This window comes from Stutzerimonas chloritidismutans AW-1 (assembly GCF_000495915.1).
GTDB lineage: Bacteria > Pseudomonadota > Gammaproteobacteria > Pseudomonadales > Pseudomonadaceae > Stutzerimonas > Stutzerimonas chloritidismutans.
On the sequence record NZ_AOFQ01000026.1, the window covers coordinates 110988 to 136496 of the forward strand.

Sequence of the window (25509 nt, forward strand, 5' to 3'; positions counted from 1 at the left end):
GCCTAGTTCTCAGCTGGCCAGCAGCCAGGCGCCCGTGACTGCTGAAGCAGCACCGGCGATGCGCACCAGTGGCGCGGCGGCCTGCGGCAGGTAACGCACCAGCGCATAACCGGCGGCATGCAGAGCGGCAGTGGCGATAACGAAGCCGGCGGCATAACCCCACGGGCTGGATAGCTCTGGCAGTTCCAGGCCGTGGGCAACGCCGTGGCTGGCGGCGAACAGCGCGGTCAGTGCGGCAGCCACTACCAGCGGTGGGCGCACCGCCAGGGCAACCAGCAGGCCTAGGGCTAGTACCGAGCCGGCAATGCCGGTTTCCATCAGCGGCATCTCGATCCCGGCAAAGCCGGTCAGCCCACCGAACAGCATGGTCGCGACGAAGGTCAGCGGTAGCGCCCAGCGCGCCTTGCCAGTCTGCTGGGCAGCCCATAGACCCACCGCGAGCATGGCCAGCAGATGGTCGAGACCGAAGATCGGGTGGGCGATACCGGACAGCACGCCGGTGTGGTCATGCCCAGGGTGAGCCAGGGCCAGCGCCGGGCTGAGCAGCAGGGCGGAGGTGACCAGGATTTTCTGTACGTTCATGCGAGTTCCTCTGATTGCAAGGCTGAGAGCTGGACCGAGAAGCTGGCACTCGGTCGATTTCCGTTGGTTGGGCGAGGTCACGCGGCGCTGAGCATTCCCTGTTTCTCGATAAAGGCGATGATTTCCTCGAGACCCTGGCCGACCTTCTGGTTGCTGAAGACGAAAGGCTTGTCGCCACGCATCTTGCGGGTGTCGCGGTCCATGACCTCCAGGGAGGCGCCGACCATGGGCGCCAGGTCGACCTTGTTGATCACCAATAGGTCGGACTTGCAGATACCCGGGCCGCCCTTGCGTGGCAGCTTGTCGCCAGCCGATACGTCGATCACATAGATGGTCAGGTCTGACAGCTCCGGGCTGAAAGTCGCCGAAAGGTTGTCGCCACCGGACTCGACGATGATCAGGTCAAGGCCGGGGAAGCGCCGGTTGAGCTGGTCGACGGCTTCGAGGTTGATCGAGGCGTCCTCGCGGATCGCGGTATGCGGGCAGCCGCCGGTTTCCACACCGATGATCCGCTCGGGCTCCAGGGCCTCGTTACGCACGAGGAACTGGGCGTCTTCCTGGGTGTAGATGTCGTTGGTCACCACGGCGAGGTTGTAGCGGTCGCGCAGGGCCTGGCACAGGGCGAGGGTCAGCGCGGTCTTGCCGGAACCGACCGGCCCGCCGATGCCGACGCGCAGGGGTTGGGTGTTCATGGGTGGTCTCCTCTGGAAGGCGGTGTGGCTGCCTTGGGGTTGATGCGAAGGGCGTGCTGCCGTGGTGCGCGGAGGGGCGCGAAGTCCGTAGGGTGGGTAATGCGAAGCTTACCCACCGTTTTGAAAAGTAATCCGCCATGGTCCGGCGAGAGCGTGGTTGTAGCCTGTGGTGGAAAATGCTGCGCAGTTTTCCACCCTATATTGCGTTGCACTGGCATTCGCTTTTCCATCCACGTCCTGACAGGCAACACCCGATTCCCCTTCAGGAGGGTGAGCGGAATCGTTGCGTAAGGGGATGAGCCGCATGGATGCGGCGAAAGGCTTAAAGGGCCATGGATGGCCCTTGTAAGCCGGCCCTTGGAGCGGCGATGGAGTGAACGAACCCTGCGCGTAGCGCAGGGCCGGATGCAGGGGCGCGCTTTCTTTTGCTTACTTTTCTTTGCGCGTGCAAAGAAAAGTAAGGCGCCGTGAGAGGCGCAACCTGTCGCTCGCGCCGAGGAAAGCGCGGAGCGCCGGCACTCAGGCAGAAAGCCAACAGTTTCGTGGCCAAGATTCCTTCGCATTGGTTCGGTGAACACCGTGCGCCACGAGTGACCATCGGGTTCGTGAGCAGCGCTCGCCCCTACAGACGCGCACGGCAACGCCGGACTCGATCCGCTCATGACCTAAACAACCGACTGTACTGCCGCTCATGCGCCATGCTGGTCAGAACCAACCCGAACGGCGCGCTGCCCCAGGCCGCTTCCGGCAGTTCGCTGGCCTCCCGCTGCGCCTGGCTCAAGACCGACACCAGCTGCGAGGTCAAGCGTTGCGCCGCCTGCTGCCCCAGCGGCAGTGTCTTCATCAGCACCGCCAGCTGGTTTTCCAGCCAGCCCCACAACCAGGCGGCGAGAGCGTCGGCGGGCGTGATCTGCCAGGCGCGGGCGGCCAGCGCCCAGGCCAGTGCCAGACCGGGCTCGTCGGCAGCGGCCAGGCAGTCGCGCGCTGGCTGGTCGAGTTCCGGCAGGCCGTCGAGCAACTGCGTCAGGGAATAGCCCATCTGCCGGCTTTCCAGCTGCAACTCGCGGGTTTCGCGGCTGGCGCGGTGCTCGGCGGCGAGCTGAAACAGACGCGGCCAGTCGTCCTGTGCCGCCGCTTCGCAATGCGCGAGCAGCAGCGGCGCCTCGAAGCGCGCGAGGTTGAGCAGCAGTTGATCCTCCAGCCAACGCCGAGCGCTGTCCGGGTCGTTCACCCAGCCGTTTTCCACCGCCATTTCCAGACCCTGGGAATAGCTGTAGCCGCCGATCGGCAGCTGCGGGCTGGCCAGCCGGAGCAGCGCCCAGGCCGAGCCGGGAGCGGCCGTCGCGTTCACGTCCGTACGCCGAACTGGTGCAGGCGCGGCGCGTAGCTGAACTCTGCCTCACCCGCGTGGGAATGGTGATGACCTCCGCCGTAGGCTCCATGCTCCGGCTGGAAGGGGGCTTCGATGTGTTCGACGCCGGCGCCCAGCTGCAACAGCATGTCCTTGAGCACGTAGTCGTCGAGCAGCCGCAGCCAGCCATCGCCGACCTGCAGGGCGACATGGCGGTTGCCCAGATGATACGCCGCGCGGGTCAGTTCGAAAGCGCTGGTGCAGGTGACGTGCAGCAGTTGCTCGGGCCGAGCACGCACGCGCACGACACGGCCATCACCGGCGAGCAGGCATTCGCCATCGTGCAGCGGCGGCTGGCCGCGTTCGAGAAACAGGCCGACATCCTCGCCGCTGGTACTGAAGCAGCGCAGGCGACTCTTGCTGCGCGCGTCGTAGGTCAGTTCGAGTTCGGCCTGCCACTCGGGGCGGGCGTCGATGCGTTGGCGAATCACCAGCATGAGCAGAGTTCCGGTCGGATCGTTTCCGGAACAAGAGCAAGTGGCTTGCCAACCAGTCCCATATATCGCGATCGCGGCGCCTTTGGGGCATGCGTGCCTGATAATGGGGCTTTGAGCGCACCGTCATAGTGCGCCTGTCGGGGCCGGGTGAGGTGCGTGCGCCTTACTGGTGCAGGTCGCGCACCATGTACACGGCAGGGATCTGGTAGCTGGCCAGGTTGCCGGCCTGCGGCGGGTCGAGTTCGTCGTGGGCTTCGTAGCCCAGACGCGACCAGAAACCGGTGGAATCCTGCACCGACACCAGTGCCGAATAGCGCAGCTGTGCGGCGCCAGCCTGTTGCAGGTTGTGCCGCACCAGTGCCGGGCCGATGCCGCGGCCGGCGGCCCGTCCGGCCACGGCCAGGTCATGCAGGTAAAGGCAATCGGCCTCGCCGTCGGTGCAGAACTCCCCGTCCAGCGGCGTCACTTTACCCAGTCGCGAGTGGTAGGCGAACAGATAGGCGCACACGCCCTCGTCATCCTCGGCCACCCACGCCAACTGCGGAAATGCCGCCAGACGTGAGCGGATCACCGCCTCGTCTTCCAGGACCTCGGCGGCATAGGATTCTTCCTGGATCGCCAGGACGGCAGGGATATCGCGCTCCTGCATCGCTCTCAACTGGTACATCACGGCTACACTCGAACGCCGCGAAACGCCGCGCGGCTCGGCAAAAAGCCGGCGATCATACGCGAAATGCCGGCGTTCCGCTTGTCGCCGGGCGGCGCGTCCGTGCTCAGTCAGCGCACGCAGCGGAACGGACAGGGCAGTGGCGCCACCGTCCTGGCCGGGCTGAATGGTTTCAGCTGATTGGTGCAGCGGTGCGACAAGATGACAGGCATAATGGTTAGCCTGCTAACAAGTGGCTGAGGCCTGCGTTGAACGATCACCATCACCCGCTCTACGGCGTTCTGCTGATATTGCTGTCGGGTCTGTTGCTGGCCAGTCATGACGGGCTGGCCAAACACCTCTCGGAAATCTACCCGGTGTTCCTGGTCATTTGGGCTCGTTACGTCGCGCAGACGGTGCTGATGACCGCGCTGTTCGTGCCGCGCATGGGCCAGCGCGTGTTTCGCACCCTGCGCCCGTGGCCACAGTTGCTGCGCGGGTTGAGCCTGGTCAGCGTGAGCCTGCTGTTCATCAACGGCCTGCATTTCATTCCGCTGGCCGAAGCCACTGCGGTGATCTTTCTGACCCCGGTGCTGGTAACCATCGCCTCGGCGCTGCTGGGCGAGCGGGTCAGCCGCAGTCAGTGGCTGGCCGTGGGCTTCGGTCTGCTCGGGGTGGTGATCATCGTGCGGCCCGGTTCGGCGCTGTTTACCCCGGCGGTGCTGTTGCCCTTCGGCGCGGCCCTTTCGTTCACCGTGTATCAGCTGGTGACCCGGCGCCTGGCCGGTACCGACCACCCGGTGACCAGCAACTACCTGACCAGCCTGGTCGGCTGCGTGACCTTGAGCGTATTGGTGGTCTTCAACTGGCGGACGCCAACGCTGCACGACGCGCTGCTGATGGGCGCGCTCGGCGGCATGGCGATGCTCGGCCACCTGCTGCTGACCAATGCCTTCCGCTTCGCCAGCGCGGCGACGCTGGCGCCGTTCACTTACGGGCAGATCGTCTTCGCCGGGGTGGTCGGCTATGTCGCCTTCGATCACGCGCCGGATGCCGGGGCGCTGATCGGCATGGCGGTGATCATCGCCAGCGGCCTGTGCATGGCCTATGTGCAGCGCCGCCAGGGGCCGGCCGAGGGATAAACAGCGAAAATGTGCCATTCGGCCGACCAGGCAGCTTCTCAACAACACTGAAATGAAAAGACAGGGCGAATCGACCCTTGCGTGCACCCATGGAGCCTATATGCCGCGACTCTCTCATCACGACCTGCGCCGCAACTTTCGCGAGCTGCTGAACGCCGACCGCTGCTTCCACACCGCCTCGGTGTTCGACCCGATGTCCGCGCGCATCGCCGCCGACCTCGGTTTCGAAGTGGGCATCCTCGGCGGCTCGGTGGCCTCGCTGCAGGTCCTCGCCGCGCCGGACTTCAACCTCATCACCTTGAGCGAGTTCGTCGAGCAGGCCACGCGTATCTGCCGCGTCGCTCAGCTGCCGGTGCTGGCCGATGCCGACCATGGCTACGGCAATGCGCTGAACGTGATGCGCACCGTTTCCGAACTGGAGCGCGCCGGGATTTCCGCGCTGACCATCGAGGACACCCTGCTGCCGCCCAAATTCGGTCGCCGCTCCACTGACCTCATCGGCATGTTCGAGGCGGTCGGCAAGATCCGCGCGGCGCTGGAGGCGCGGGTCGATCCGGAAATGGCCATCATCGGCCGGACCAATGCCGGCGTGATCGGCTTCGAGGAAGTCATCGCCCGCGCCCAGGCCTACGAGAAGGCCGGCGCCGATGCGATCTGCCTGGTCGGCATCGAGGACTTCGACCATCTGGAAAGCATCGCCAGCCAGCTCAGCAAGCCGCTGATGCTGGTCACCTACGGCAACCCCAACCTGCGCGACAACGCGCGGCTGGCGGCGCTCGGCGTGCGCATCGTGGTCAACGGCCACGCGGCCTACTTCGCGGCGATCAAGGCGACCTACGACTGCCTGCGCGAGCAGCGCCAGGTCGATGCGCTGGACCTGAACGCTTCGCAGCTGTCGGTCAAGTACTCCACCGCGGACGAGTACGTCGTCTGGGCCGAGGAGTACATGCAGGTCAAGGAATGAGGCGCGCTCAGAACAGCTGACGCTCGGCGCGGAAGGTTAGCAGCCCGTCGCAGCGCGGGTTCTGTCCCGAGTAGGCGCTGCACGCCTGGCCGCTCAGGCTGGAGTCGCTGTAGGACAGGTTCAGCTGCAGGCCCAGCCAGGGCCGCGAGAGGTCGAGCGACCAGTCGCTGAAAAGGTCCACGCTGTCGCCACCGCTGAGATAATGCGGTGCGGCCAGCGCGTGGCTTGAGTACTTCACGCGGACGCCGACGGCGAATGGGGTCACTGTGCCCAAGTCCAGATAAAGCGTGCTGTCGGTACGCCCGGCGGCGCTGTTCAGCGCCGCGCCGAGGCGGCGGTCGCCCAGCGTCAGGCCACCGTAGTATTCGTGACGATCCCATTCGGGCAGTTCCGGAAAGCTGTAGCGCATCAGGCCGATCTCGTAGCCGAGTTGGTCATGATCGTTCTGCTGCGCATAGCCGAGATAGGAATTCACCTCGAGTTGCCTACCGTCGACCAAACCGACGCTGGGGGACCACTGCCCGACATATAGCCCGCTGGCATGCGTGAGATCGAGTCCGCCATGGAATGCGTTGCCGGTGCTCGGTTGCACCAGCCCCTGCGCCATACTGCGGGTAGGCTCGGTGCCCAGTTTGAGGTCGAAGGTGCCCAGTTCGCGCTCAAGCACCTGTGGTTCGCTGGCGCAGCCCGCTGCCAGGAGCAGGCTGGTTATGATCGGTAAGATGCGCTTCATGCTGGCTGCCCTGCCGGTTCGCAAATGCCCGAGGCGCTGAGCCGTCGGCGTGAACCGGGGCAGGATAGGCGACTATGCCGCCCGGTCAGCGCCATCCGTCGATTGCCCGGCGTCATTCGATGGGCGGTATCGCCTGGGGTGAGCATCCGCCCGCGCAATGACTCCAAAGCAGAACAGCATCGAGCGATGCGGGAGGTGAGCAATGGCGACAGGTTGGGCAGGCGACGGTGCCGTCCAGGAGCAGATCGACAGTACCGTCGAAGACGCGGTGCAGCGCGCCCGCAGCAAGCTCGCCCGCGGCGAGAGCCTCAAGCATTGCGAGGAGTGCGGCGCGGCCATTCCCGAAGCGCGGCGCCAGGCGGTGCCTGGCGTCAGGCTGTGCATCAAGTGCCAGGCCGAGCAGGACAAGGAAGACGCCAGGTTCAGCGGCTACAACCGCCGTGGCAGCAAGGACAGCCAGCTGCGTTGATCAGGTGCGGTTGAGCGGCATGCGGAAGGTGAAGGCGGTACCGGCCTCGGCGCTGGAGCTCACCTGCATGCCGCCGCCATGAGCTTTCGCTACCTGGTCGACAATGAAAAGCCCGAGTCCAAGCCCGTTGCGCGAGGTGTCGTCTTCCTGGGAATAGGCATGGAACAGTTGTTCCAGCCGTTCAGGTGGGATTGGCGTGCCGCGGTTGTGCACCGCCAGCTGGAAATGCTCGTCGACCACCTCGGCCTTCACGATCACCGGACCGGTACTGGCGCCGTGATGCAGCGCGTTGGTTATCAGATTGGCCAACAACTGGGCGATCCGATCCGGGTCACACTCGAAAATCGGCAGCTGCGGCAATTGCTCGAGCAGCACCCGGCGTGGATGAGCGGTGCGCAGCTCGTTGACCACCTGCAGCAGGGTGAGGTGCAGGTTGGCTGTTGCGGTCCAGTTCAGTGGGATGCCATTGCCCAGCTGGCCGCGGGCGAAATCCAGCAGGTCGTCGACCATGCGCGAAGCGCGCTGGCTGGAGGCGAGTACATGCTCGGCAAGCTGTTGCGTGCCGCGTTCCGTCGAGCGCCGGACCAGCAGATCGCTGGCCGCCTGGATCGAGGCCAGCGGAGTGCGCAGGTCATGGCCGAGCAGCGCGATGAACTGCTCGCGCTGATGGCCGGTGGTGCGCTCGTCGGCCAGCGCTGCACGGGTGGCCTGCTGCTGCTCCTCGGCTTCGATCTGCAGCGTCAGCAGCCGCGCAAATGACTCGAACATCGCTCGCGTCGCCGGGTGGGAAAGGTCGCGCGGTAGCGGATCGAGCGCACAGAGCGTACCGAAGAAACTGCCGTCGGCGCGCAGCACCGGCACCGAAATATAGCTTTCGAAGCCATACATCTGCGGTGTGTGATGGTTGCAGTAATCGGGGTCAGCACTGACCTGGCTGATGATGATCGGCTGCTGCGAGGCATGGATCTCGCTGCAAAGCGTGGTGGTGATGTCCAGCTCACCGCCGACCTTCAGGCCGAACTCGATGCGATCGAGTACGGCGCAGGCGGTCCAGCTCGTCTCGGTGACGCGGGCAACCGCAGCGAAGCGCAGGCCAGTGGTTTCGCTGACCACTTGCAGGATGGCCGGGACGGCGCTGATGCGCTGGACGGTGAGCAGGTCGTCGAGGATGGATCGCACCATCTGCAGGCCCTGAGCGACGTAAAAAGGCCGGCCACTTTAACATGGCCGACCTCTGCAGCAGGCGCCGGTCAGCCGAGCGGAGCGGGTTGCCCCGCCCGAGCGAGCAACGACTGGTTACGCATCAGTCCGTAGTGCAGCACGCCGCCGAACAGCGCGCCGAGCAGCCAGGCGAAGCCGGACAGGCTCTCCAGGCCCGGCACCCACACCGAGGCCACCGAAAACAGCGCGCTGACGCCGAAGGCGATCATCGCCTTGCGGTTCCAGCCGGCATTGAAGTGGTAGATCCCGCTGCGCTCGGTGGAGAACAGCTGCTGCAGGTCCAGATGCTGGCGGCGAACCAAGTAGTAGTCGGCGACGATGATGCCGTACAGCGGCGCCAGCACCGCGCCCAGCGTGTCGACGAAGGCGGCGATACCCACCTCGCTGATGAAGGCCACCCACAGCGCGCCGATGAAGAAGGCGATGGCCGCGGTAATGAAACCGCCGGTACGCGCGCTGATCCTGGCCGGTGCCAGGTTGGCGATGTCGTAGGCCGGCGGGATGAAGTTGGCGACCAGGTTGATGCCGACCGTGGCGGCAAAGAAGGTGATGGCGGCCACCACCGTCAGGGTCACGTTGTCGATGCGCGCGACAATGTCGGTGGGGTTGGTAAGCGTTTCGCCGAACACCACCACGGTCCCGGCGGTGATCACCAGCGCGATCAGCGAGAAGATCGCCAGGCTCACCGGCAGACCGAGGAAGTTGCCGATGCGCATCTGCCGTTCGCTCTTCACGAAACGGGCGAAGTCGCCGTAGTTGATCACCACGGCGGCGAAGTAGGCGACCATGGTGCCGACCACCGCGGCGAACGCGGCGATCGGTCCGCCGGCGTGCTCTCCGCTGCCGCTGAAGATGTCGCCGAGGGCGCCGAGCAGGCTCGGGCCGGCCTGATACCAGATGGCGATCATCAGCACGATCATCACCAGGTAGACCAGCGGGCCGGCCCAGTTGAGAAAGCGCGTTACCCAGTCGACGCCACGGACGAACAGCGCCACCTGAAACACGCAGACGATCACGTAGGCGGCCCATTCGATGGCCGTCAGGCCGAGCAGCGTGGCGGCCTGTGGCTCGCTGCCGAGCAGTGTCCGCAGCAACAGGGCCACCGCGGTCGAGGCGAAATAGGTCTGCACGCCGTACCAGAAGATCGCGACGATGCCGCGTACCACCGCCGGGAAATTCGCGCCGCGTACCCCCATGCTCGCCCGCGCCATCACTGGGAACGGAATGCCGTACTTCACGCTGGGCTTGCCGGTGAGCTGCACCAGGCCCATGACGATGAAACCGGCCAGCACGATGCCCGCCAGGACCGCCCAGCCATTGAGGCCGTAACTGATGAACAGCGTGGCTGCGAGGGTGTAGCCGAACAGGCTCTGGATGTCGTTTGACCACACATTGAAGATCTCGAACCAGCCCCATTTGCGCTCAGCCGGGGCAAGTGGCGCGAGATCGGCGTTGTACAGGCTGGGATCGATCTGCTTGATCTGGAAATCGTCATGGTTCATGGGAGAGCGTTCTGAGCAAGACTGTGGATTTTTTGTATGCAGTTCTTGTTCCGCGTAAGGCAGAGCTCGCGAATTGACCGGCTGTGGCGCAGCGCGCTACGTCGCCAACCCCTGGATTCTAGGCGCTCGCAGACAGTTAACCTGGAGTTTTTGTATACAGAAAGGGTGGCGATTTTAGGCGGGTCGAGTGCAAAGCCCTGTCTGCGGGTGCGCCGCTCGAGAGCCTGAGCTGCGTGCAGTGCACCAGCAGGGTGCTTTCCGATGGCACATAAAAAAGCCAGGCCTGCGTGGGGCCTGGCTTTCCGACCGAATCGGCCGATGGACGCGATTACTGCTGGGTAACGATCGCGGTGTTGCTGCTGCCGGTCTGGCTGACGCTGGCGTAGTCGGCAAAGCCTGCCTGGGTCACGGTCGCGAAGTTGTCGGCGCCGGTCTGCAGCAGCACGGCCTGGCTGGAATCGCCGAACTGATCGACCAGCGCGAGGTTGCCGTCGCCCTGCTGCTCCAGGTCGACGGAGTTGCCGATTCCGGCCTGATCGATATCGGCCACGTTCATGTTGCCGGTCTGGATGAGATCGACGATGCCTTCCTGGCCGCTCTGGGAGATCAGCGCTTCGTTGCCCTCCCCGAACTGATCGACAATGGTGCTGTTGTACGCGCCGTCCTGGATCAGCACCACATCGTTGCTCACGCCGTCCTGGGTCACGTCGGCGCTGTTGGCAAAGCCGGCCTGCTCGACGATCGTGCTGTTGTCCCGGTCGTACTGACTGATGAACACCTCGCCCTCGACGCCGGTTTGAATGACATCGGCCTGGTGCAAGGCACCCTGCTGAGTCACCTCGGAAAAGTTGTCCTGGCCGAGCTGGGTGGTCGTGGCGCTGTTCTGCTGCGAAGCGCCGGTCTGATAAATGTACGAAGCCTGGCCGACGCCTTCCTGGTAGACATCGGCGATCTGGTCAACACCGTTTTGTTCGATAACCGCTTCACTGCTGGCCGCAATAGCCTGGGTGGCAGAGACGGCGAGGACAGCAGCGAAAAGCGCGTTGGTTTTGAACATCGATTGTTTCTCCGTAGGATTCAGTCAATCGCGCCGCTGGTTTTTCAGCTGACGCGGTTACCCGAAAACGCCCGCTTTCCCCTCGAACGCGACACCGGCAATGCCTCCCGCCAGCCACGGTAGCCGGTGGTCGCTGCGCATCCATGCATCCCTGGGTAGAGCGTTGCGCTTGGGTTGTCAGACGGTAATTCCATGCCCGACTTTCCCAATCCATCGAACGGTTGATTCACTCGCGAACCGACGAAGTGCAGCGCGAGCATCGACCTTGCAACGATGGTCAAAACGCGCGCTGGCTGGAAGGCAATTGGCCCTCCGTCCCGGCGCGCTGCCGATCAGAACAGGTCGATCAGAACCGGTCGATCAGAACAAAAAGTAGCGCTGCGCCATCGGCAGCACCTCGGCCGGTTCGCACCAGAGCAGCTGGCCATCAGCCCGTACCTGGTAGTTCTGCGGGTCGACCTGAATATCCGGTGTGTAGTCGTTGTGAATCAGATCCTTCTTCTGCACCGAACGGCAGCCCTTCACCACGCCGATCTTCTTTTTCAGCCCCAGTTGCTCGGGCACGCCGGCCTCGAACGCGGCCTGGCTGATGAAGGTGAAGCTCGATGCATGCAGCGAGCCGCCGTAACTGGCGAACATCGGCCGGTAGTGCACCGGCTGCGGCGTCGGGATCGAGGCGTTGGCGTCGCCCATCAGGCTGGCGGCGATGGCGCCGCCCTTGAGGATCAGGGTCGGTTTCACGCCGAAGAAGGCCGGGCGCCAGAGCACCAGGTCGGCCCACTTGCCGACTTCGATGGAGCCCACCTCGTGGCTGACGCCGTGGGTGATCGCCGGGTTGATGGTGTACTTGGCTATGTAGCGCTTGGCGCGGAAGTTGTCGTTGCCGGCGCCATCGCCGGGCAGGGCGCCGCGCTGCTTCTTCATCTTGTCGGCGGTCTGCCAGGTGCGGGTGATCACCTCGCCGACGCGGCCCATGGCCTGACTGTCGGAGCTGATCATCGAGAACGCGCCGAGGTCATGCAGGATGTCTTCGGCCGCGATCGTCTCGCGGCGGATACGGCTCTCGGCGAAGGCCACGTCCTCGGCGATGCTCGGGTCGAGGTGGTGGCAGACCATGAGCATGTCCAGGTGCTCGTCGATGGTGTTGCGGGTGAACGGCCGGGTCGGGTTGGTCGAGCTCGGCAGCACGTTGGCGAAGCCGCAGGCCTTGATGATGTCCGGCGCGTGGCCGCCGCCGGCACCCTCGGTGTGGTAGGTGTGGATGGTGCGACCCTTGAACGCGCCGAGGGTGGTCTCGACGAAGCCGGATTCGTTGAGCGTGTCGGTATGGATCGCCACCTGCACATCGTACTGGTCCGCCACGTTCAGGCAGTTGTCGATGGCCGCCGGGGTGGTGCCCCAGTCTTCGTGCAGCTTGAGGCCGATCGCGCCGGCCTTGACCTGCTCGATCAGCGGCTCGGGCAGCGAGGCGTTGCCCTTGCCGGTGAAACCGATGTTCATCGGGAAGGCGTCGGCGGCCTTGAGCATCATCGCCATGTGCCAGGGGCCGGGCGTGACCGTGGTGGCGTTGGTGCCGGTAGCCGGCCCGGTGCCGCCGCCGATCATGGTGGTGACGCCGCTCATCAAGGCCTCTTCGATCTGCTGCGGGCAGATGAAGTGGATGTGTGAGTCGATGCCGCCTGCGGTGAGGATCATCCCCTCGCCGGCAATCACTTCCGTCGCGGCGCCGATCGCGATGGTCACGTCCGGCTGGATGTCCGGGTTGCCGGCCTTGCCGATGGCGGCGATACGGCCGTCCTTCAGGCCCACGTCGGCCTTGACGATGCCCCAGTGGTCGAGGATCAGCGCGTTGGTGATCAGGGTGTCGACCACATCCGCGGCACACAGCTGGCCCTGGCCCATGCCGTCACGGATAACCTTGCCGCCGCCGAACTTCACTTCCTCGCCGTAAGTGGTGAAGTCCTTTTCGACCTCGATCCATAGCTCGGTATCGGCCAGGCGCACCTTGTCGCCGACGGTGGGGCCGAACATGTCGGCGTAGGCTTGTCTGCTGATCTTCATCGGGGCTCCTTGGTCGGTCCCTGTATTGGCTCTGCCCTCAACCCAACCCTCTCCTGGAGGGAGAGGGGGCTGATCGGCGTTGGTCCATTCCGTCGCGGTGGCTGCTTTTCTCCCTCTCCCTTTGGGAGAGGGCTGGGGTGAGGGGCTTTTAAAGCGCGCCCATCACTCGCCCGGCGAAACCGAACACCCGGCGATCGCCGGCCAGCTCGACCAGTTCCACCTCGCGGCTCTGTCCCGGCTCGAAGCGCACCGCGGTGCCGGCCGGGATGTTCAGACGCATGCCGCGCGTGGCGGCGCGGTCGAAGGTGAGCGCATCGTTGGTTTCGAAGAAGTGGTAGTGCGAACCGACCTGGATCGGCCGGTCGCCGCTGTTGGCCACGCAGAGGGTCAGGGTGCGGCGGCCGGCGTTGAGCTCGATGTCGCCGTCCTGGATCTGGTATTCGCCGGGAATCATGGTTGGGACGTCCTGTTCAGGGTCAGTTGCATCATGGTCAGGTCCAGCCAGCGGCCGAACTTGCAGCCGACCTGGCGCATCTGGCCGACGTGGATGAAGCCGAGCTGCTGGTGCATATGCACCGAGGCGCGGTTCTCGCTTTCGATAAAGGCGACCATCACGTGCTTTTCCAGCTGCCGGGCGCGCTCGATCAGCGCCTTCATCAGGCTGCGGCCGATGCCGCTGCCGCGGTGGTCTGGGCTCACGTACACCGAGTTCTCCACGGTGTGGCGAAAGCCGTCATGCGGGCGCCAGGGGCCGAACGAGGCGTAGCCGGCCACCTGGCCCCCCTCGTCGATGGCCACCAGCACCGGGTAACCCTGATCGTGTCGCTCGGCCAGCCAGGCGCGGCGGTTGTCGAGGTCGACGATCCGGTCGTTCCAGATTGCCGTGCTGTTCTCAACCGCGTCGTTGTAGATCCGCAGGATGCCTGCGAGGTCGGTGTCCAGGGCGTCGCGTATCTGCACGTTGAGTTCCTTCAAAAACGGTTCAAGGTCGTTCGCAGTAGACATTGACCCGCGTTTCAGGGAATAGGTTGATGCACGGTGACCAGCTTGGTGCCATCCGGGAAGGTGGCCTCGACCTGGATCTCCGGGATCATCTCCGGCACGCCTTCCATCACCTGCTCGCGGCTGAGCAGGGTGGTGCCGAAGTGCATCAACTCGGCGACCGTTCGGCCGTCGCGCGCACCTTCGAGCAGTGCCGCGGAAATGTAGGCCATGGCTTCCGGGTAGTTGAGCTGCAACCCGCGCGCCAGACGGCGTTCGGCCACCAGGCCGGCGGTGAAGATCAGCAGCTTGTCCTTCTCTCTTGGTGACAGATCCATAACAGCTCCAGTCGTAGGGTGGACGTCGCTTTTCGCATCCACCGGCTCGTGGTCGAGACCACGCAGCGATCATCGGGCGGCACTTGGCAAGCGCCGGCGTAGGGTGGGCAACAGCGCAGCCTTGCCCACCGGTCATTCAGGTACTCCAGATTCGTGGCGGTACCGCCTCGCGGCCCAGCAGTTCAGGGCGTAACAGCCGCCACAAATCGATCAGCCAGGCGCGCGCATGCAGCGCTTCGTCCGCGAGACAGCGCGCGACCACCAAGCCGGGCAGCTGGGTCAGGTCGCCACGCACGCGGCTGGGCAATTCACGGCAGCGCTCCATCAGCTCCGCGTCGATTTCGCCGCTGACGATCAGGGTCGCAAACACCGAGTGCCCGTCGAGGCCGATCGGTGAATCCAGCAGGCCGTCGCCGCCGGCGATGCGCTGGCGTTCGTGCCAGATGAGCTGGCCATCGCGGCGGATATCCAGGCGCGCCTGGAAATGCCCGGCGTCGAAGCGCTCGCCTGCTGCCGGCCGGCCGAGCGCAACCATGTCCCAGTAGAACAGCCGCGCGTCGCCTTCCAGCTCGATGACCGTGCTCAGCTCGGCCTGCGCCGCGGAGTAGACGATGGTCTCCTGCGGTAGCCATTCCAGCGTGGCGCCGGCTTCGACGCGCAGGCGCAGGTCCTGAAACGCCGGGCCGACTGCGCGATACCACTTGGCCGCACCGGGGCTGGTCAGCTGCGCCCAGGCACCGGCGGCAACCGAGGCGCTGATATCCAGCCGATCCCCGCCGGCAATGCCACCCGGCGGGTGCACGATGATGTGCTGACATACGTCCGGCCCCTCGGGGTAGAGATGCTTCTGCACCCGCAGCGGCCCGTTGTGGCGACGCAGCACCGGCCGCGTGGCGCCGGCGCACAGCGCATAACCGAGCTCGAGCTCGGCATGCCAGTGGGGGGTGAACAGCGGTGCAGGGGCGTTCATGGGCGCAGGCTTTTCGATCTGTCGTCAAGAAAGCAGAGCAATCGCCATGCCTGTTGTGCGCTGCCCTGGTGCGTCGTCCTGTGGCGCGGCCGATAGCTCGGTGCTGCAGGGCTTTCCGCCGCGAGTTGGCGTCCTGATCAGGCGTCTCTGCTGATGCTCCTGTGCTTCGGGCTGGTGCGTTGAGCTTTTTATGCGCCGTTGTGGTGCATTCTTCCGATCAGATCGCGACCAGCCCGCGTATGCCTTCGGCCTCCATCGTCTCGCCTCGCCCCTGCTGAATGATCTCGCCGCGGCTCATCACCAGGTACTGGTCGGCCAGTTCGGCGGCGAAGTCGTAGAACTGTTCCACCAGGAGGATCGCCATGTCGCCGCGGGCGGCGAGCTTCTTGATCACGACGCCGATTTCCTTGATCACCGAGGGCTGGATGCCTTCGGTGGGTTCGTCGAGGATCAGCAGGCGCGGCTTGCTAGCCAGCGCGCGGCCGATGGCGAGCTGCTGTTGCTGGCCGCCGGAGAGGTCGCCGCCGCGGCGGTGCTTCATTTCCTTGAGCACCGGGAACAGCTCGTAGATGAACTCGGGTACTTCCCTGGCTTCCCTGGCGCTGAAGCGGGACAGGCCCATCAGCAGGTTTTCCTCGACGGTCAGGCGGCCGAAGATCTCGCGCCCCTGCGGCACGTAGGCGATGCCGGCGTGCACGCGCTGGTGCGGCTTGAAGCCGGTGATCGGCTTGCCCTCCCAGTTCACCGCGCCTTCCTTGGCCGGGATCAGGCCCATCAGGCACTTGAGCAGGGTGGTCTTGCCGACGCCGTTGCGTCCGAGCAGGCAGGTGACTTCGCCGACCTTCGCCTCGAACGACAGGCCGCGCAGGATATGGCTGCCGCCGTAGTACTGGTGCAGTTGCTGGACTTGCAGCATGTGCGACTCCTTCACTTGGTGGATAAGCCTCTGGCGTTATCCACCCTACGATTAGGTTTGCGTTGATGCGGGCATGGGCGTTCGGCGGGCGTAGGGTGGATGACGCTTCACCCATCCACCGTGGAATGGCATTGATGGATCAAGCCGGCCTCAGTCCCACTGCGAGCCGAGCCGCTCTACCGCCCCAGATACACCTCGATCACCCGCTCATCCGCCTGCACCTGTTGCAGCGAGCCCTCAGCCAGCACCTGGCCCTGATGCAACACGGTGACGTGGTCGGCGATGGTTTCGACGAAGCCCATGTCGTGCTCGACCACCATCAGCGAATGCTTGCGCGCCAGCGACTTGAACAGCTCGGCGGTGAACTCGGTCTCGGCATCGGTCATGCCGGCCACCGGCTCGTCGAGCAGCAGCAGTTGTGGCGACTGCATCAGCAGCATGCCGATCTCGAGGAACTGCTTCTGGCCGTGGGACAGCAGGCCGGCTGGGCGATGACGCGACTGGCCGAGGCGGATGGTCTCCAGCACTTCGTCGATGCGGTCCTTCTGCTCGCCGGAAAGCCTGGCCCTGAGGCTGGCCCACACCGACTTGTCGGTCTTCTGCGCCAGCTCCAGGTTCTCGAATACCGAAAGCGCCTCGAACACCGTGGGCTTCTGGAACTTGCGGCCGATGCCGGCCTGGGCGATGTCCACCTCGCTCATGCGGGTCAGGTCCAGGGTTTCGCCGAAATACGCGCTGCCGCTGGTGGGGCGCGTCTTGCCGGTGATGACATCCATCATGGTGGTCTTGCCGGCGCCGTTGGGGCCGATGATGCAGCGCAGTTCGCCGACGCCGATGTACAGGCTGAGGTCTGTCAGCGCCTTGAAGCCATCGAAGCTGACGTTGATGTCTTCCAGGCTGAGGATGGTGCCATGGCGTACATCCAGACCCTTCTCGGCTACCCGGCCGAGGCCGATGGCATCGCGGGTCAGGCCGCCGCCGGTAGGGTCGAAGCCGTCGATGACGGCGCTGCAAGGTACGGTTTTCATCATTCGCCCCTCCGCTTGATAAGGCCGATGACGCCCTTGGGCAGGTACAGGGTGACGATGATGAACAGCGCGCCGAGGGCGAACAGCCAATACTCGGGAAAGGCCACGGTGAACCAGCTCTTCATACCATTGACGATGCCGGCGCCAAGCAACGGGCCGATGAGCGTGCCACGTCCGCCGAGGGCGACCCAGACGGCGGCCTCGATGGATTGCGTCGGCGCCATCTCGCTGGGGTTGATGATGCCGACCTGCGGCACATAGAGCGCACCGGCGAGGCCGCAGAGCACGGCGGACAGCGTCCAGATGAACAGCTTGTAGCCGCGCGGATCGTAGCCGCAGAACATCAGCCGGTTCTCCGCATCGCGCAGTGCGGTGAGCACCCGGCCGAACTTGCTGCGCGCCAGACGCCAACCGAGATAGAGGCTGCCGACGAGCAGCGCGACCGTGGCGAAGAACAGCGTGGCGCGGGTCGCCGGCGCCGAAATTGAGAAGCCGAGAATGGTCTTGAAGTCGGTGAAGCCATTGTTGCCGCCGAAGCCGGTTTCGTTGCGGAAGAACAGCAGCATGCCGGCGAAGGTCAGCGCCTGGGTCATGATCGAGAAGTACACGCCCTTGATCCGCGAGCGGAAGGCGAAGAAGCCGAAGACGAAGGCCAGCACGCCGGGCACCAGCACCACCAGGCACATGGCCCAGAGGAAGCTCGACGTGCCGTACCAGTACCAGGGCAGTTCATTCCAGGCGAGAAAGCTCATGAACGCCGGCAGGCCGTCACCGGCGCTCTGGCGCATCAGGTACATGCCCATGGCGTAACCGCCAAGGGCGAAGAACAGGCCGTGGCCGAGGGACAAGAGCCCCGCGTAGCCCCAGACCAGATCCAGCGCCAGGGCGACGATGGCGTAGCAGAGGATCTTGCCCACCAGGGTCAGGGTGTAGGCCGAGACGTGCAGGGCATGCTCGGCCGGCAGCAGGTGCAGCAGCGGCATGGCCAGCAACACGACCAAAGCGATACCGAGGGCGACGGCGGTGAGTTTCGGCCCGGCTTTCTGTGCGGCGGTGAGGGTGAGTGGCTGGTTCAATCGATGACCCTCCCCTTGAGAGCGAATAGTCCCTGAGGACGCTTCTGGATGAAGAGGATGATCAGCGCGAGGATGAGGATCTTGCCCAGCACGGCGCCGATCTGCGGTTCGAGGATCTTGTTGGCGATGCCCAGGCCGAAGGCGGCGAAGATGCTGCCGGCCAGCTGGCCGACACCGCCGAGCACCACCACCAGGAAGGAGTCGATGATGTAGCTCTGGCCGAGATCCGGGCCGACGTTGCCGATCTGGCTAAGTGCAACACCACCGAGGCCAGCGATACCGGAGCCCAGCCCGAAGGCCATCATGTCGATGCGCCCGGTGGGCACCCCGCAGCACGCGGCCATGTTGCGGTTCTGCGTGACCGCACGCACGTTCAGGCCCAGACGTGTCTTGTTCAGCAAGAGCCAGGTCAAGAGCACCACGAACAGCGCGAAGCCGATGATCACCATGCGGTTGTACGGCAGCACCAGGTTCGGCAATACCTGCAGGCCGCCGGAGAGCCAGCCGGGGTTGGCGACTTCGACGTTCTGCGCGCCGAACAGCACGCGCACCAGCTGGATCAGGATCAGGCTGATGCCCCAGGTCGCCAGCAATGTTTCCAGCGGGCGGCCGTACAGATGGCGGATCACCGTGCGCTCCAGCGCCATGCCGATCACGGCGGTGACGAAAAAGGCCACCGGCAGCGCCACCAGCGGGTAGAACGCCAGCGCGTCGGGTGCGAGCCGCGCCATCAGCACCTGCACCATATAGGTGGTATAGGCCCCGAGCATCAGCATCTCGCCGTGGGCCATGTTGATCACGCCGAGCAGGCCGAAGGTGATCGCCAGCCCGAGGGCGGCGAGCAGCAGGATCGAGCCCAGCGACAGGCCGCTGAAGGCCTGGCCGAGTAGTTCGCCGATCAGCAGTTTGCGTTTGACCTGGGCCAGGCTGGTCTCGGCGGCCTTGCGCACGGCGGCGTCGGTTTCCGCCGCGTCGGCCAGCAGGTTTTCCAGCCTTACCCGCGCCAGCGGAGCACCGGTTTCGCCAAGCAACCGCACGGCGGCGAGGCGCACGGCCGGGTCGCTCGCGGTCAGCTGCAGGTTGGCTAGCGCCAGGGTCAGCGCTTCGCTGACGGCAGCATCTTCCTCTACGTCCAGGCGCTGCTGGAGCAGCTTGAGCTGTTCCGGCTTGCCGCTGCGCTGCAGGCGCTTGGCCGCAGCGAGACGCTGCGCGGGGTCTTCGGCGAACAGCTGGTGGCTGGCCAGCGCGGTGTTGAGCAGACCACGCAGGCGGTTGTTCAGGCGCAGCTTCTTCGGCGTGCCGACCGGCTCGGCGTCGCCTTCGAGGGCACGGTAGGCCCCGTTTTCCTCGATGAAGGGCGTCTTGTTCTTGTCGATCACCACGCGGCTGGCGCGCAGCGCTTCGATCAACGGCAGGCGCTCAGGCGCGGGCACGGCGGCCCAACTTTCCAGCAGCTTGGCCTGTTTGGCGGGGCTGGCCTTGGCGTAGTCGGCCGCGTCTCCGGCCTGGGCCGCCCAGGGCAGGGCGAGCAGGAGCAGCAGCAATAATCGGTGTAGGGCAGTGTTCATCTGTGTATTCCCCAGGGGGCGCCGTGTGCTCTCTTGGCGGAGCTGGCGGCGGTGGGCAGGCGGATGAGATCGTCTCGACTACGCGTCTCGATCCGCCCGACGAAAGCCGAGTGATCGCAGGGTGGATCGGGACGCGGAGTTGGCGCGTCATCCATCCACCGCGGCGACCGCAGCGGTTAGTTCGACTTCACCGCGTAATCCGGCTTCTTGTCGTTGCCCGGGATGTAGGGACTCCACGGCTGCGCGCGGACCGGGCTTTCGGTTTCCCAGACCACCGAGAACTGACCGTCGTCCTGGACTTCACCGATCATCACCGGCTTGTGCAGGTGGTGGTTCTTCTCGTCCATGGTCAGGGTGTAGCCGCTCGGCGCCTCGAAGGTCTGGCCAGCGAGGGCGTCGCGCACCTTGCCTACGTCGGTGGTGCCGGCTTTCTCGACTGCCTGCGCCCACATGTGGATACCGACGTAGGTGGCTTCCATCGGGTCGTTGGTCACGGCCTTGTCGGCGCCAGGCAGGTTCTGGGCCTTGGCGTAGGCTTTCCACTTGCTGACGAAGGCTTCGTTGACCGGGTTTTCAACCGACTGGAAGTAGTTCCAGGCGGCCAGGTGACCGACCAGCGGCTTGGTGTCGATGCCGCGCAGTTCTTCCTCGCCGACCGAGAAGGCGACAACCGGAACGTCAGTGGCTTCCAGGCCCTGGTTGGCCAGCTCCTTGTAGAAGGGCACGTTGGAGTCGCCGTTGATGGTCGACACCACAGCGGTCTTGCCGCCGGCGGAGAACTTCTTGATGTTGGCGACGATGGTCTGGTAATCGCTGTGGCCGAACGGCGTGTAGATTTCTTCGATGCTGGATTCCGGCACGCCCTTGCTGATCAGGAAGGCGCGCAGGATCTTGTTGGTGGTGCGCGGGTAGACGTAGTCGGTGCCGAGCAGGAAGAAGCGTTCGGCGCTGCCGCCGTCTTCGCTCATCAGGTATTCAACGGCCGGGATGGCCTGCTGGTTTGGCGCGGCGCCGGTGTAGAAGACGTTCGGCGACAGCTCTTCACCTTCGTATTGCACGGGGTAGAACAAGAGGCCGTCGAGTTCTTCATATACCGGCAGTACGGATTTGCGCGAAACGGAGGTCCAGCAGCCGAAGGTCACCGCCACCTTGTCCTGAGTCAGCAGCTGGCGGCCTTTCTCGGCGAACAGCGGCCAGTTGGAGGCTGGGTCGACCACCACCGGCTCGAGCTGCTTGCCGAGCACGCCGCCCTTGGCGTTGATCTCGTCGATGGTCATCAGCGCCATGTCCTTGAGCGAGGTCTCGGAGATGGCCATGGTGCCGGACAGCGAATGCAGGATGCCGACCTTGATGGTCTCTGCGGCCTGCAGGGTGAACGGGAACAGGCCGCTGAGCATCAGGGCGCTGGCGGCGAGGGTGGTCTTGATCAGAGGACGGCGTTTCATTGTGGGGCTCCTTGGCTGTCCGTGCGCAACTGTGGGCTGAAAACATCGGAACGCCAGGAGTAATGGCAGCATCCGTGCCAAATGGCGCAAAGCCTTCTGCGACGCAGCTTTGCGCCGATCTGGGGTTGATCGGGCTGCTTTCGCGGTGAGCCATGCTGGTGCACGCGAATGCCGGTGGTGCACCGCGGGAGGCCGCTTTGCCCGATTTCAGTGCCGCGCCGAGTGGCTCCGCCACTTGCAGCTGCCGGGTGTCACTTCTAGCATGGCCGGCCCGTATCGAGACCCGTCGCCATGCCCCGTCCACCGCGTCCTCCATCCTCGCGTCCGCCTGCACGAACCGCGCGCCCATCCGCGCCGCGGCGCGTCGCCAAGGCACCGCCGGCCGAGCCACGCCTGTTGTTGCTGAACAAGCCGTTCGACGTGCTGACGCAATTCAACGATGCCGATGGCCGCGCGACGCTGAAGGATTACGTGCAGGTGCCGGGCGTCTATCCGGCTGGCCGGCTGGATCGCGACAGCGAGGGGCTGCTGCTCTTGACCAACGACGGTCAGTTGCAGGCGCGCATCGCCGACCCCAAGCACAAGCTGCCGAAGACCTACTGGGTGCAGGTGGAGGGTGAGGTCAGCGCCGAGCAGCTGCAGCGCTTGCGCGATGGCGTCCAGCTCAATGACGGCCTGACCCTGCCCGCCGAAGCGCGGCAGCTGGACGAGCCCGAGCTATGGCCACGCAACCCGCCGGTGCGTTTTCGCAAGAGCGTGCCGACCAGCTGGCTGGAATTGGTGATTCGCGAGGGGCGTAATCGCCAGGTCAGACGCATGACGGCGGCGGTTGGGTTGCCGACCCTGCGTCTGGTGCGGGTGCGCATCGGGCCGTGGGCGCTCGATGGCCTGCAGCCGGGTGAGTGGCTGGAGGTGCCGGCGCAGCTGTAGCGCGCCGGCCGGTGCCTCAACTCAGTGCGGGATGCCCTGAGTCACTTCGATGACGTAACCGATGACCGGCTTGGCGAGAAAGGCGAACAGGCACAGGCCTAGGCCGAGGAAGAGGATGGCGGTGCCGAGGCGACCGGCCTTCGACTTCTTGGCCAGGTCCCAGATGATGAACGCCATGAAGGCCATCAGCCCGCCGACGAGCACGATCATCATCCACTTTTCGAAAACTTCGGGCTCCACAGGGATCTCCTGAGTGACTTCGACGAATGCGCCCGTGGCAGGCCGGGCGCGAAAGCGGCGCAGTATACGCCGCCAGCGAGTGGCGGGTGTGCCACCGCTGGTTGGACGGTCGAGCTCGGAAAGCGTTCGGATCGCGCCGACCGGGCGCCGGTGCGGCGAAATGTCTCACCGGTATTCAGTAGGCCGCCTTGATCACGTCGATGCCCTTGTTCAGCACCGTGCGCCAGGCCTGCAGATCTTGCTTTTCCAGCTCCCCGTCGTGCTGGCCGATGGTTTTCAGCAGCGCTTCGATCCACAGGTCATAGAGCTCGGGGCGGATGTCCAGATGTGCGCGTGAATGGCTCTTGCCCAGTGCGCGGAGTTTGGTATCCGGCATGCCGCGGGCGAACAGCACCAGATTGAGAATGCCGGCGCGCAGCAACTGTTTCTGCGCGGTCATGTCGGTGCGCACGAACTTCTCCCGGATCGCCGGTGAGCTGGTGAGGAAGGACGCGTAGAAGTCATCGAAGAAGTTGGGACTGGCGCAGCAGCGGCCGTAGCTCTGCATGACGCGGTTGGTGTCTTTCATGGGCATTCCCTTGCACGAGGGCATTTTGCAGCGAGGCCCGCCGGTGAGCAGGCGATGGACGATCCGCCCCGGCCGGGATCATCCGTGTGCGGGGCGGTGCAGAAGGGGGCGGATTATAGGCAGCAACCCTGCGAAGTGTGGGGCGAAAGCTGTGAGCCATGTCTCAGCTGCGCAAATGCTCCAGCGGCAGCTCCGTACTCGATGACACCTGGCGCAATACGAAGCTGGAACGCACGCTGGAGACGCCTTCGATGCGCGTCAGGGTGCCGAGCAGAAACTGCTGGTAATGCTCCATGTCGGGCACCACGACTTTGAGTTGGTAGTCGGCGTCCATCCCCGTGACCAGACTGCATTCGAGCACCTCCGGGCATTTGCCGATCACGCCTTCGAAGTGCTCGAAGCGCTCCGGTGTGTGCCGGTCCATGCCGATAAGCACGTAGGCGGTAAGGGTCAGGCCGAGCTTCTTGCGGTCGAGCAGGGCGACCTGGCGGGCAATGTAGCCATCGTCTTCCAGCTGTTTGACCCGGCGGGAGCAGGGCGAGGGTGACAGGCCGATGCGTTCAGCCAGTTCCTGGTTGGAGATGCGGGCGTCGTGCTGCAATTCGGCGAGGATGCGCAGGTCGTAGCGATCTAATTTGCTCATGGTGAATCTCGTTTGGGAATAGATTGCGCATGATGATGAATGCAGGGTGATTGATTGCGCAAGCGATGCCTTGATCAGCAATATTCGCAATCCAGTGCTGTGTGGTGCGGCGTAAGCTTTATCTCAACTTCAGCCCCCGGCAGAAACGGACACGGCACAGCATCCCCGCCGTGACCACCGAAGGTCTTACCAAGACCGACGGTCCGGGCCCCCGGTGCTCACGAGGCGCCGCGCGAAGAAGCCGTTATCATCGGCCAGACGAATCGAAGAGACCACGCCCAGGCGTGGTCTTTTTCGTTGTGGGCGTTGTGGTGGTGCCTTGGAAATGGAATCCGAAAACTCCAATCACCGCTTCGGCGGCGCTACCTCAAGCGGATCGGCATGCACCAGCACCTCCGCATTCGGATAGCGATCGTGAATCGCGTTCTCCACCGCCACGCACAGATCATGCGCCTGCGACAGCGGCAGGTCCCCCGGCAGCTCGAGATGCAACTGCACGAACCAACGGGTGCCGGAAATGCGTGTGCGGAAGTCATGGCAGCCATGCACGCCCGGCACTTCGCAGACCAGCTTCTGCATCTGCTCGCTGATCTCCGGCGACAGTTCGGTATCCATCAGCACCGCGCCGGCCTCACGGACGATGGTGATGGCGCTCCAGAAGATGTACAGCGCGATACCGATGCCGAACAGTGCGTCCAGTCGCTCCCAGCCGAAGCTGGCCAGCACCAGCGCGAGCAGGATGCTGGTGTTGAGCAAGAGGTCTGAACGGTAGTGCAGCGAGTCGGCGCGGATGGCGGTGGAGCCGGTCACCTTGACCACGTGATGCTGATACCTCAGCAGAATGGCCGTCATCAGCAGTGAAAAGATCATCACCGCGATGCCGACGCCCTGGGCGCCCAACGGTTGCGGATGCAGCAGGCGGTCGACGCCTTGCACGCCAACGAGTATCGCGCTGACGCAGATGAATGCCGCCTGGCCCAGCCCGGCCAGAGCCTCGGCCTTGCCGTGGCCGTAGCGATGATCGTCGTCGGCCGGGCGCAGCGAGTAGTGCACCGCGAGCAGGTTGAGCAGCGACGCGGCGCCGTCGAGCAGCGAATCGGTGAGGCCGGCGAGCAGGCTCACCGAGCCGCTCAGCCACCAGGCCACGGCCTTGCTCAGCGCCAGCAGGATCGCCGTCGCCAGGGCCGCAGCGGTCGCCCGGCGCATGAGCCGGGCGTGGTCGCGGTTGATGCTCATCGCCTGTTAGCCGTTCTCGACATCAGGCAGCGGGGCGCAGACCGAAGGCGGCCAGCTGCTCGACGCTGCCGTTGTGCTGGATCAGGCGCGGGTCGGCCAGCGGCAGGCTGCGGCCGGTTTCCGCCTCGATAATGGCTTTCAGGCGCGCCGGGTCGATCTGGCCGTCGGCGCCGATGGCTTCCTGCAGTTTTTCCGGAGCCACGGAGTACTGATCATCGGGCAGGTAGATCGCGCCAGTGGTGAAGTCGATGCCGAAGGCAATCAATCCAGGAATGATTCCAAATATCAGCCCTACCGCGTTGAGGGCCGCAATCGCCGGGTCGATGCGGCCTTCGATCTGCCCGCGGCGATCCGGGTAGAACAGCGTGCCGCAGGCGGCCAGCTGGGTGAACAGGGAAGCGGCCAACACGCCGCCGATGATTCGGTTACGAGTACGCATAAGGACCTCCTGGAAAAGTGGCGCAACTATACAAGGGCCGGAAGACAGCTGGATGATGTTTTCTCGATATCAGACCATGCCGCGGGCTCGGGTGTTCGGCGTGTGCGCTGACGCATGGGGTGGCTTTACCCAGTCCTTACCGAGGCCTGACGGACCGCTGCATCGGCCGGGCAGATAATCGCGCTGCGATTTCATCCCATCCCGGAGTTCAATC

At 64.8% G+C, this 25509-nt stretch carries 28 protein-coding genes; 4 read left to right on the forward strand and 24 right to left on the reverse strand.

All coding sequences use genetic code 11. The features are described from left to right. Positions 1-9: 9 nt before the first annotated feature. From F753_RS33735 to F753_RS33755, 5 genes are all read right to left on the reverse strand, one after another. Positions 10-582, reverse strand: a complete 573-nt coding sequence (locus F753_RS33735; protein WP_023444944.1) for a HupE/UreJ family protein — start codon at positions 580-582, stop codon at positions 10-12. A 77-nt stretch (positions 583-659) separates the two neighbouring features. Next, the gene (gene ureG / locus F753_RS33740; RefSeq protein ID WP_023444945.1) at positions 660-1274 is read right to left on the reverse strand and encodes an urease accessory protein UreG; all 615 of its coding nucleotides are present in this window, start codon (positions 1272-1274) and stop codon (positions 660-662) included. Positions 1275-1932: 658 nt separating this feature from the next. Continuing rightward, the gene (locus F753_RS33745; protein WP_023444946.1) at positions 1933-2625 is read right to left on the reverse strand and encodes an urease accessory protein UreF; all 693 of its coding nucleotides are present in this window, start codon (positions 2623-2625) and stop codon (positions 1933-1935) included. Then, entirely contained in the window at positions 2622-3122 is a 501-nt protein-coding gene (ureE, locus tag F753_RS33750; RefSeq protein WP_023444947.1) for an urease accessory protein UreE, read from the reverse strand. The genes F753_RS33745 and ureE overlap by 4 nt, the downstream gene beginning before the upstream one ends. A 163-nt stretch (positions 3123-3285) precedes the next feature. Next, positions 3286-3771: a GNAT family N-acetyltransferase gene (locus F753_RS33755; RefSeq protein ID WP_023444948.1), complete on the reverse strand. Its 486-nt coding sequence runs from the start codon at positions 3769-3771 to the stop codon at positions 3286-3288. Positions 3772-4037: 266 nt separating this feature from the next. Here F753_RS33755 and F753_RS33760 point away from each other — a divergent pair, with 266 nt between their 5' ends. Together F753_RS33760 and F753_RS33765 are read left to right on the forward strand one after the other, a co-directional pair. Then, complete coding sequence (locus tag F753_RS33760; protein WP_014818989.1) at positions 4038-4910, forward strand: DMT family transporter; 873 nt, start codon at positions 4038-4040, stop codon at positions 4908-4910. A 100-nt stretch (positions 4911-5010) separates the two neighbouring features. After that, the gene (locus tag F753_RS33765; RefSeq protein ID WP_003301755.1) at positions 5011-5874 is read left to right on the forward strand and encodes an isocitrate lyase/PEP mutase family protein; all 864 of its coding nucleotides are present in this window, start codon (positions 5011-5013) and stop codon (positions 5872-5874) included. Positions 5875-5881: 7 nt separating this feature from the next. Here F753_RS33765 and F753_RS33770 read toward each other — a convergent pair whose 3' ends face one another. Then, positions 5882-6607 (reverse strand): TorF family putative porin, encoded by a 726-nt coding sequence (locus tag F753_RS33770; protein WP_023444950.1) that lies wholly within the window; start codon positions 6605-6607, stop codon positions 5882-5884. A gap of 202 nt (positions 6608-6809) precedes the next feature. Between F753_RS33770 and F753_RS33775 the strand changes: the two genes are divergently transcribed. After that, positions 6810-7076: a DksA/TraR family C4-type zinc finger protein gene (locus tag F753_RS33775; protein WP_003301757.1), complete on the forward strand. Its 267-nt coding sequence runs from the start codon at positions 6810-6812 to the stop codon at positions 7074-7076. Here the strand turns inward: F753_RS33775 and F753_RS33780 are convergent, their stop codons facing one another. The 13 genes from F753_RS33780 to urtA all read right to left on the reverse strand — a co-directional run bounded on the left by F753_RS33780 (position 7077) and on the right by urtA (position 21239). Continuing rightward, the gene (locus F753_RS33780) at positions 7077-8258 is read right to left on the reverse strand and encodes a GAF domain-containing sensor histidine kinase (RefSeq protein ID WP_023444951.1); all 1182 of its coding nucleotides are present in this window, start codon (positions 8256-8258) and stop codon (positions 7077-7079) included. It lies immediately after the preceding gene. A gap of 68 nt (positions 8259-8326) precedes the next feature. Next, a complete protein-coding gene (locus F753_RS33785; RefSeq protein WP_023444952.1) occupies positions 8327-9799 on the reverse strand; it encodes an NCS1 family nucleobase:cation symporter-1 in 1473 nt (490 codons plus the stop codon). Positions 9800-10127: 328 nt separating this feature from the next. Then, positions 10128-10856: a hypothetical protein gene (locus F753_RS33790; protein ID WP_023444953.1), complete on the reverse strand. Its 729-nt coding sequence runs from the start codon at positions 10854-10856 to the stop codon at positions 10128-10130. Positions 10857-11216: 360 nt separating this feature from the next. Continuing rightward, positions 11217-12917, reverse strand: coding sequence for an urease subunit alpha (ureC, locus tag F753_RS33795; RefSeq protein WP_023444954.1), 1701 nt, complete (start codon positions 12915-12917; stop codon positions 11217-11219). Between the two features lie 148 nt (positions 12918-13065). Continuing rightward, complete coding sequence (locus F753_RS33800) at positions 13066-13371, reverse strand: urease subunit beta (RefSeq protein WP_023444955.1); 306 nt, start codon at positions 13369-13371, stop codon at positions 13066-13068. Next, positions 13368-13922 (reverse strand): GNAT family N-acetyltransferase, encoded by a 555-nt coding sequence (locus F753_RS33805; protein WP_084799373.1) that lies wholly within the window; start codon positions 13920-13922, stop codon positions 13368-13370. Before F753_RS33805 ends, F753_RS33800 begins: the two co-directional genes overlap by 4 nt. An 11-nt stretch (positions 13923-13933) precedes the next feature. Then, positions 13934-14236 (reverse strand): urease subunit gamma, encoded by a 303-nt coding sequence (gene ureA, locus F753_RS33810; RefSeq protein WP_014818998.1) that lies wholly within the window; start codon positions 14234-14236, stop codon positions 13934-13936. A gap of 136 nt (positions 14237-14372) precedes the next feature. Next, positions 14373-15206, reverse strand: coding sequence for an urease accessory protein UreD (locus F753_RS33815; RefSeq protein WP_023444957.1), 834 nt, complete (start codon positions 15204-15206; stop codon positions 14373-14375). 217 nt (positions 15207-15423) lie between these two features. Further along, positions 15424-16122 carry an urea ABC transporter ATP-binding subunit UrtE gene (gene urtE / locus F753_RS33820; RefSeq protein ID WP_023444958.1) on the reverse strand — a complete coding sequence of 233 codons (699 nt, stop codon included), beginning with the start codon at positions 16120-16122 and terminating at the stop codon, positions 15424-15426. Between the two features lie 176 nt (positions 16123-16298). Then, positions 16299-17150, reverse strand: coding sequence for an urea ABC transporter ATP-binding protein UrtD (urtD, locus tag F753_RS33825; protein ID WP_031297526.1), 852 nt, complete (start codon positions 17148-17150; stop codon positions 16299-16301). Next, a complete protein-coding gene (gene urtC, locus F753_RS33830) occupies positions 17150-18226 on the reverse strand; it encodes an urea ABC transporter permease subunit UrtC (RefSeq protein ID WP_023444960.1) in 1077 nt (358 codons plus the stop codon). Before urtC ends, urtD begins: the two co-directional genes overlap by 1 nt. Beyond that, a complete protein-coding gene (urtB, locus tag F753_RS33835; protein ID WP_031297528.1) occupies positions 18223-19794 on the reverse strand; it encodes an urea ABC transporter permease subunit UrtB in 1572 nt (523 codons plus the stop codon). The genes urtC and urtB overlap by 4 nt, the downstream gene beginning before the upstream one ends. Before the next feature lie 176 nt (positions 19795-19970). Beyond that, positions 19971-21239: an urea ABC transporter substrate-binding protein gene (gene urtA / locus F753_RS33840; RefSeq protein ID WP_023444962.1), complete on the reverse strand. Its 1269-nt coding sequence runs from the start codon at positions 21237-21239 to the stop codon at positions 19971-19973. 291 nt (positions 21240-21530) lie between these two features. Between urtA and F753_RS33845 the strand changes: the two genes are divergently transcribed. Next, complete coding sequence (locus tag F753_RS33845) at positions 21531-22169, forward strand: pseudouridine synthase (protein ID WP_023444963.1); 639 nt, start codon at positions 21531-21533, stop codon at positions 22167-22169. Between the two features lie 21 nt (positions 22170-22190). On the opposite strand, the gene F753_RS33850 is transcribed toward F753_RS33845, so the two are convergent. The 5 genes from F753_RS33850 to F753_RS33870 form a co-directional block, all read right to left on the reverse strand. Beyond that, complete coding sequence (locus F753_RS33850) at positions 22191-22409, reverse strand: DUF2788 domain-containing protein (RefSeq protein ID WP_003298283.1); 219 nt, start codon at positions 22407-22409, stop codon at positions 22191-22193. A gap of 175 nt (positions 22410-22584) precedes the next feature. Then, on the reverse strand, positions 22585-22977 hold the full coding sequence (locus F753_RS33855; RefSeq protein WP_023444964.1) for a globin: 393 nt from the start codon (positions 22975-22977) through the stop codon (positions 22585-22587). A gap of 163 nt (positions 22978-23140) precedes the next feature. Beyond that, entirely contained in the window at positions 23141-23620 is a 480-nt protein-coding gene (locus tag F753_RS33860; protein ID WP_014819005.1) for an Lrp/AsnC family transcriptional regulator, read from the reverse strand. Positions 23621-23965: 345 nt separating this feature from the next. Next, entirely contained in the window at positions 23966-24856 is an 891-nt protein-coding gene (locus tag F753_RS33865) for a cation diffusion facilitator family transporter (protein ID WP_023444965.1), read from the reverse strand. Positions 24857-24878: 22 nt separating this feature from the next. Further along, positions 24879-25295: a hypothetical protein gene (locus F753_RS33870; RefSeq protein ID WP_023444966.1), complete on the reverse strand. Its 417-nt coding sequence runs from the start codon at positions 25293-25295 to the stop codon at positions 24879-24881. Between the last annotated feature and the right edge of the window lie 214 nt (positions 25296-25509).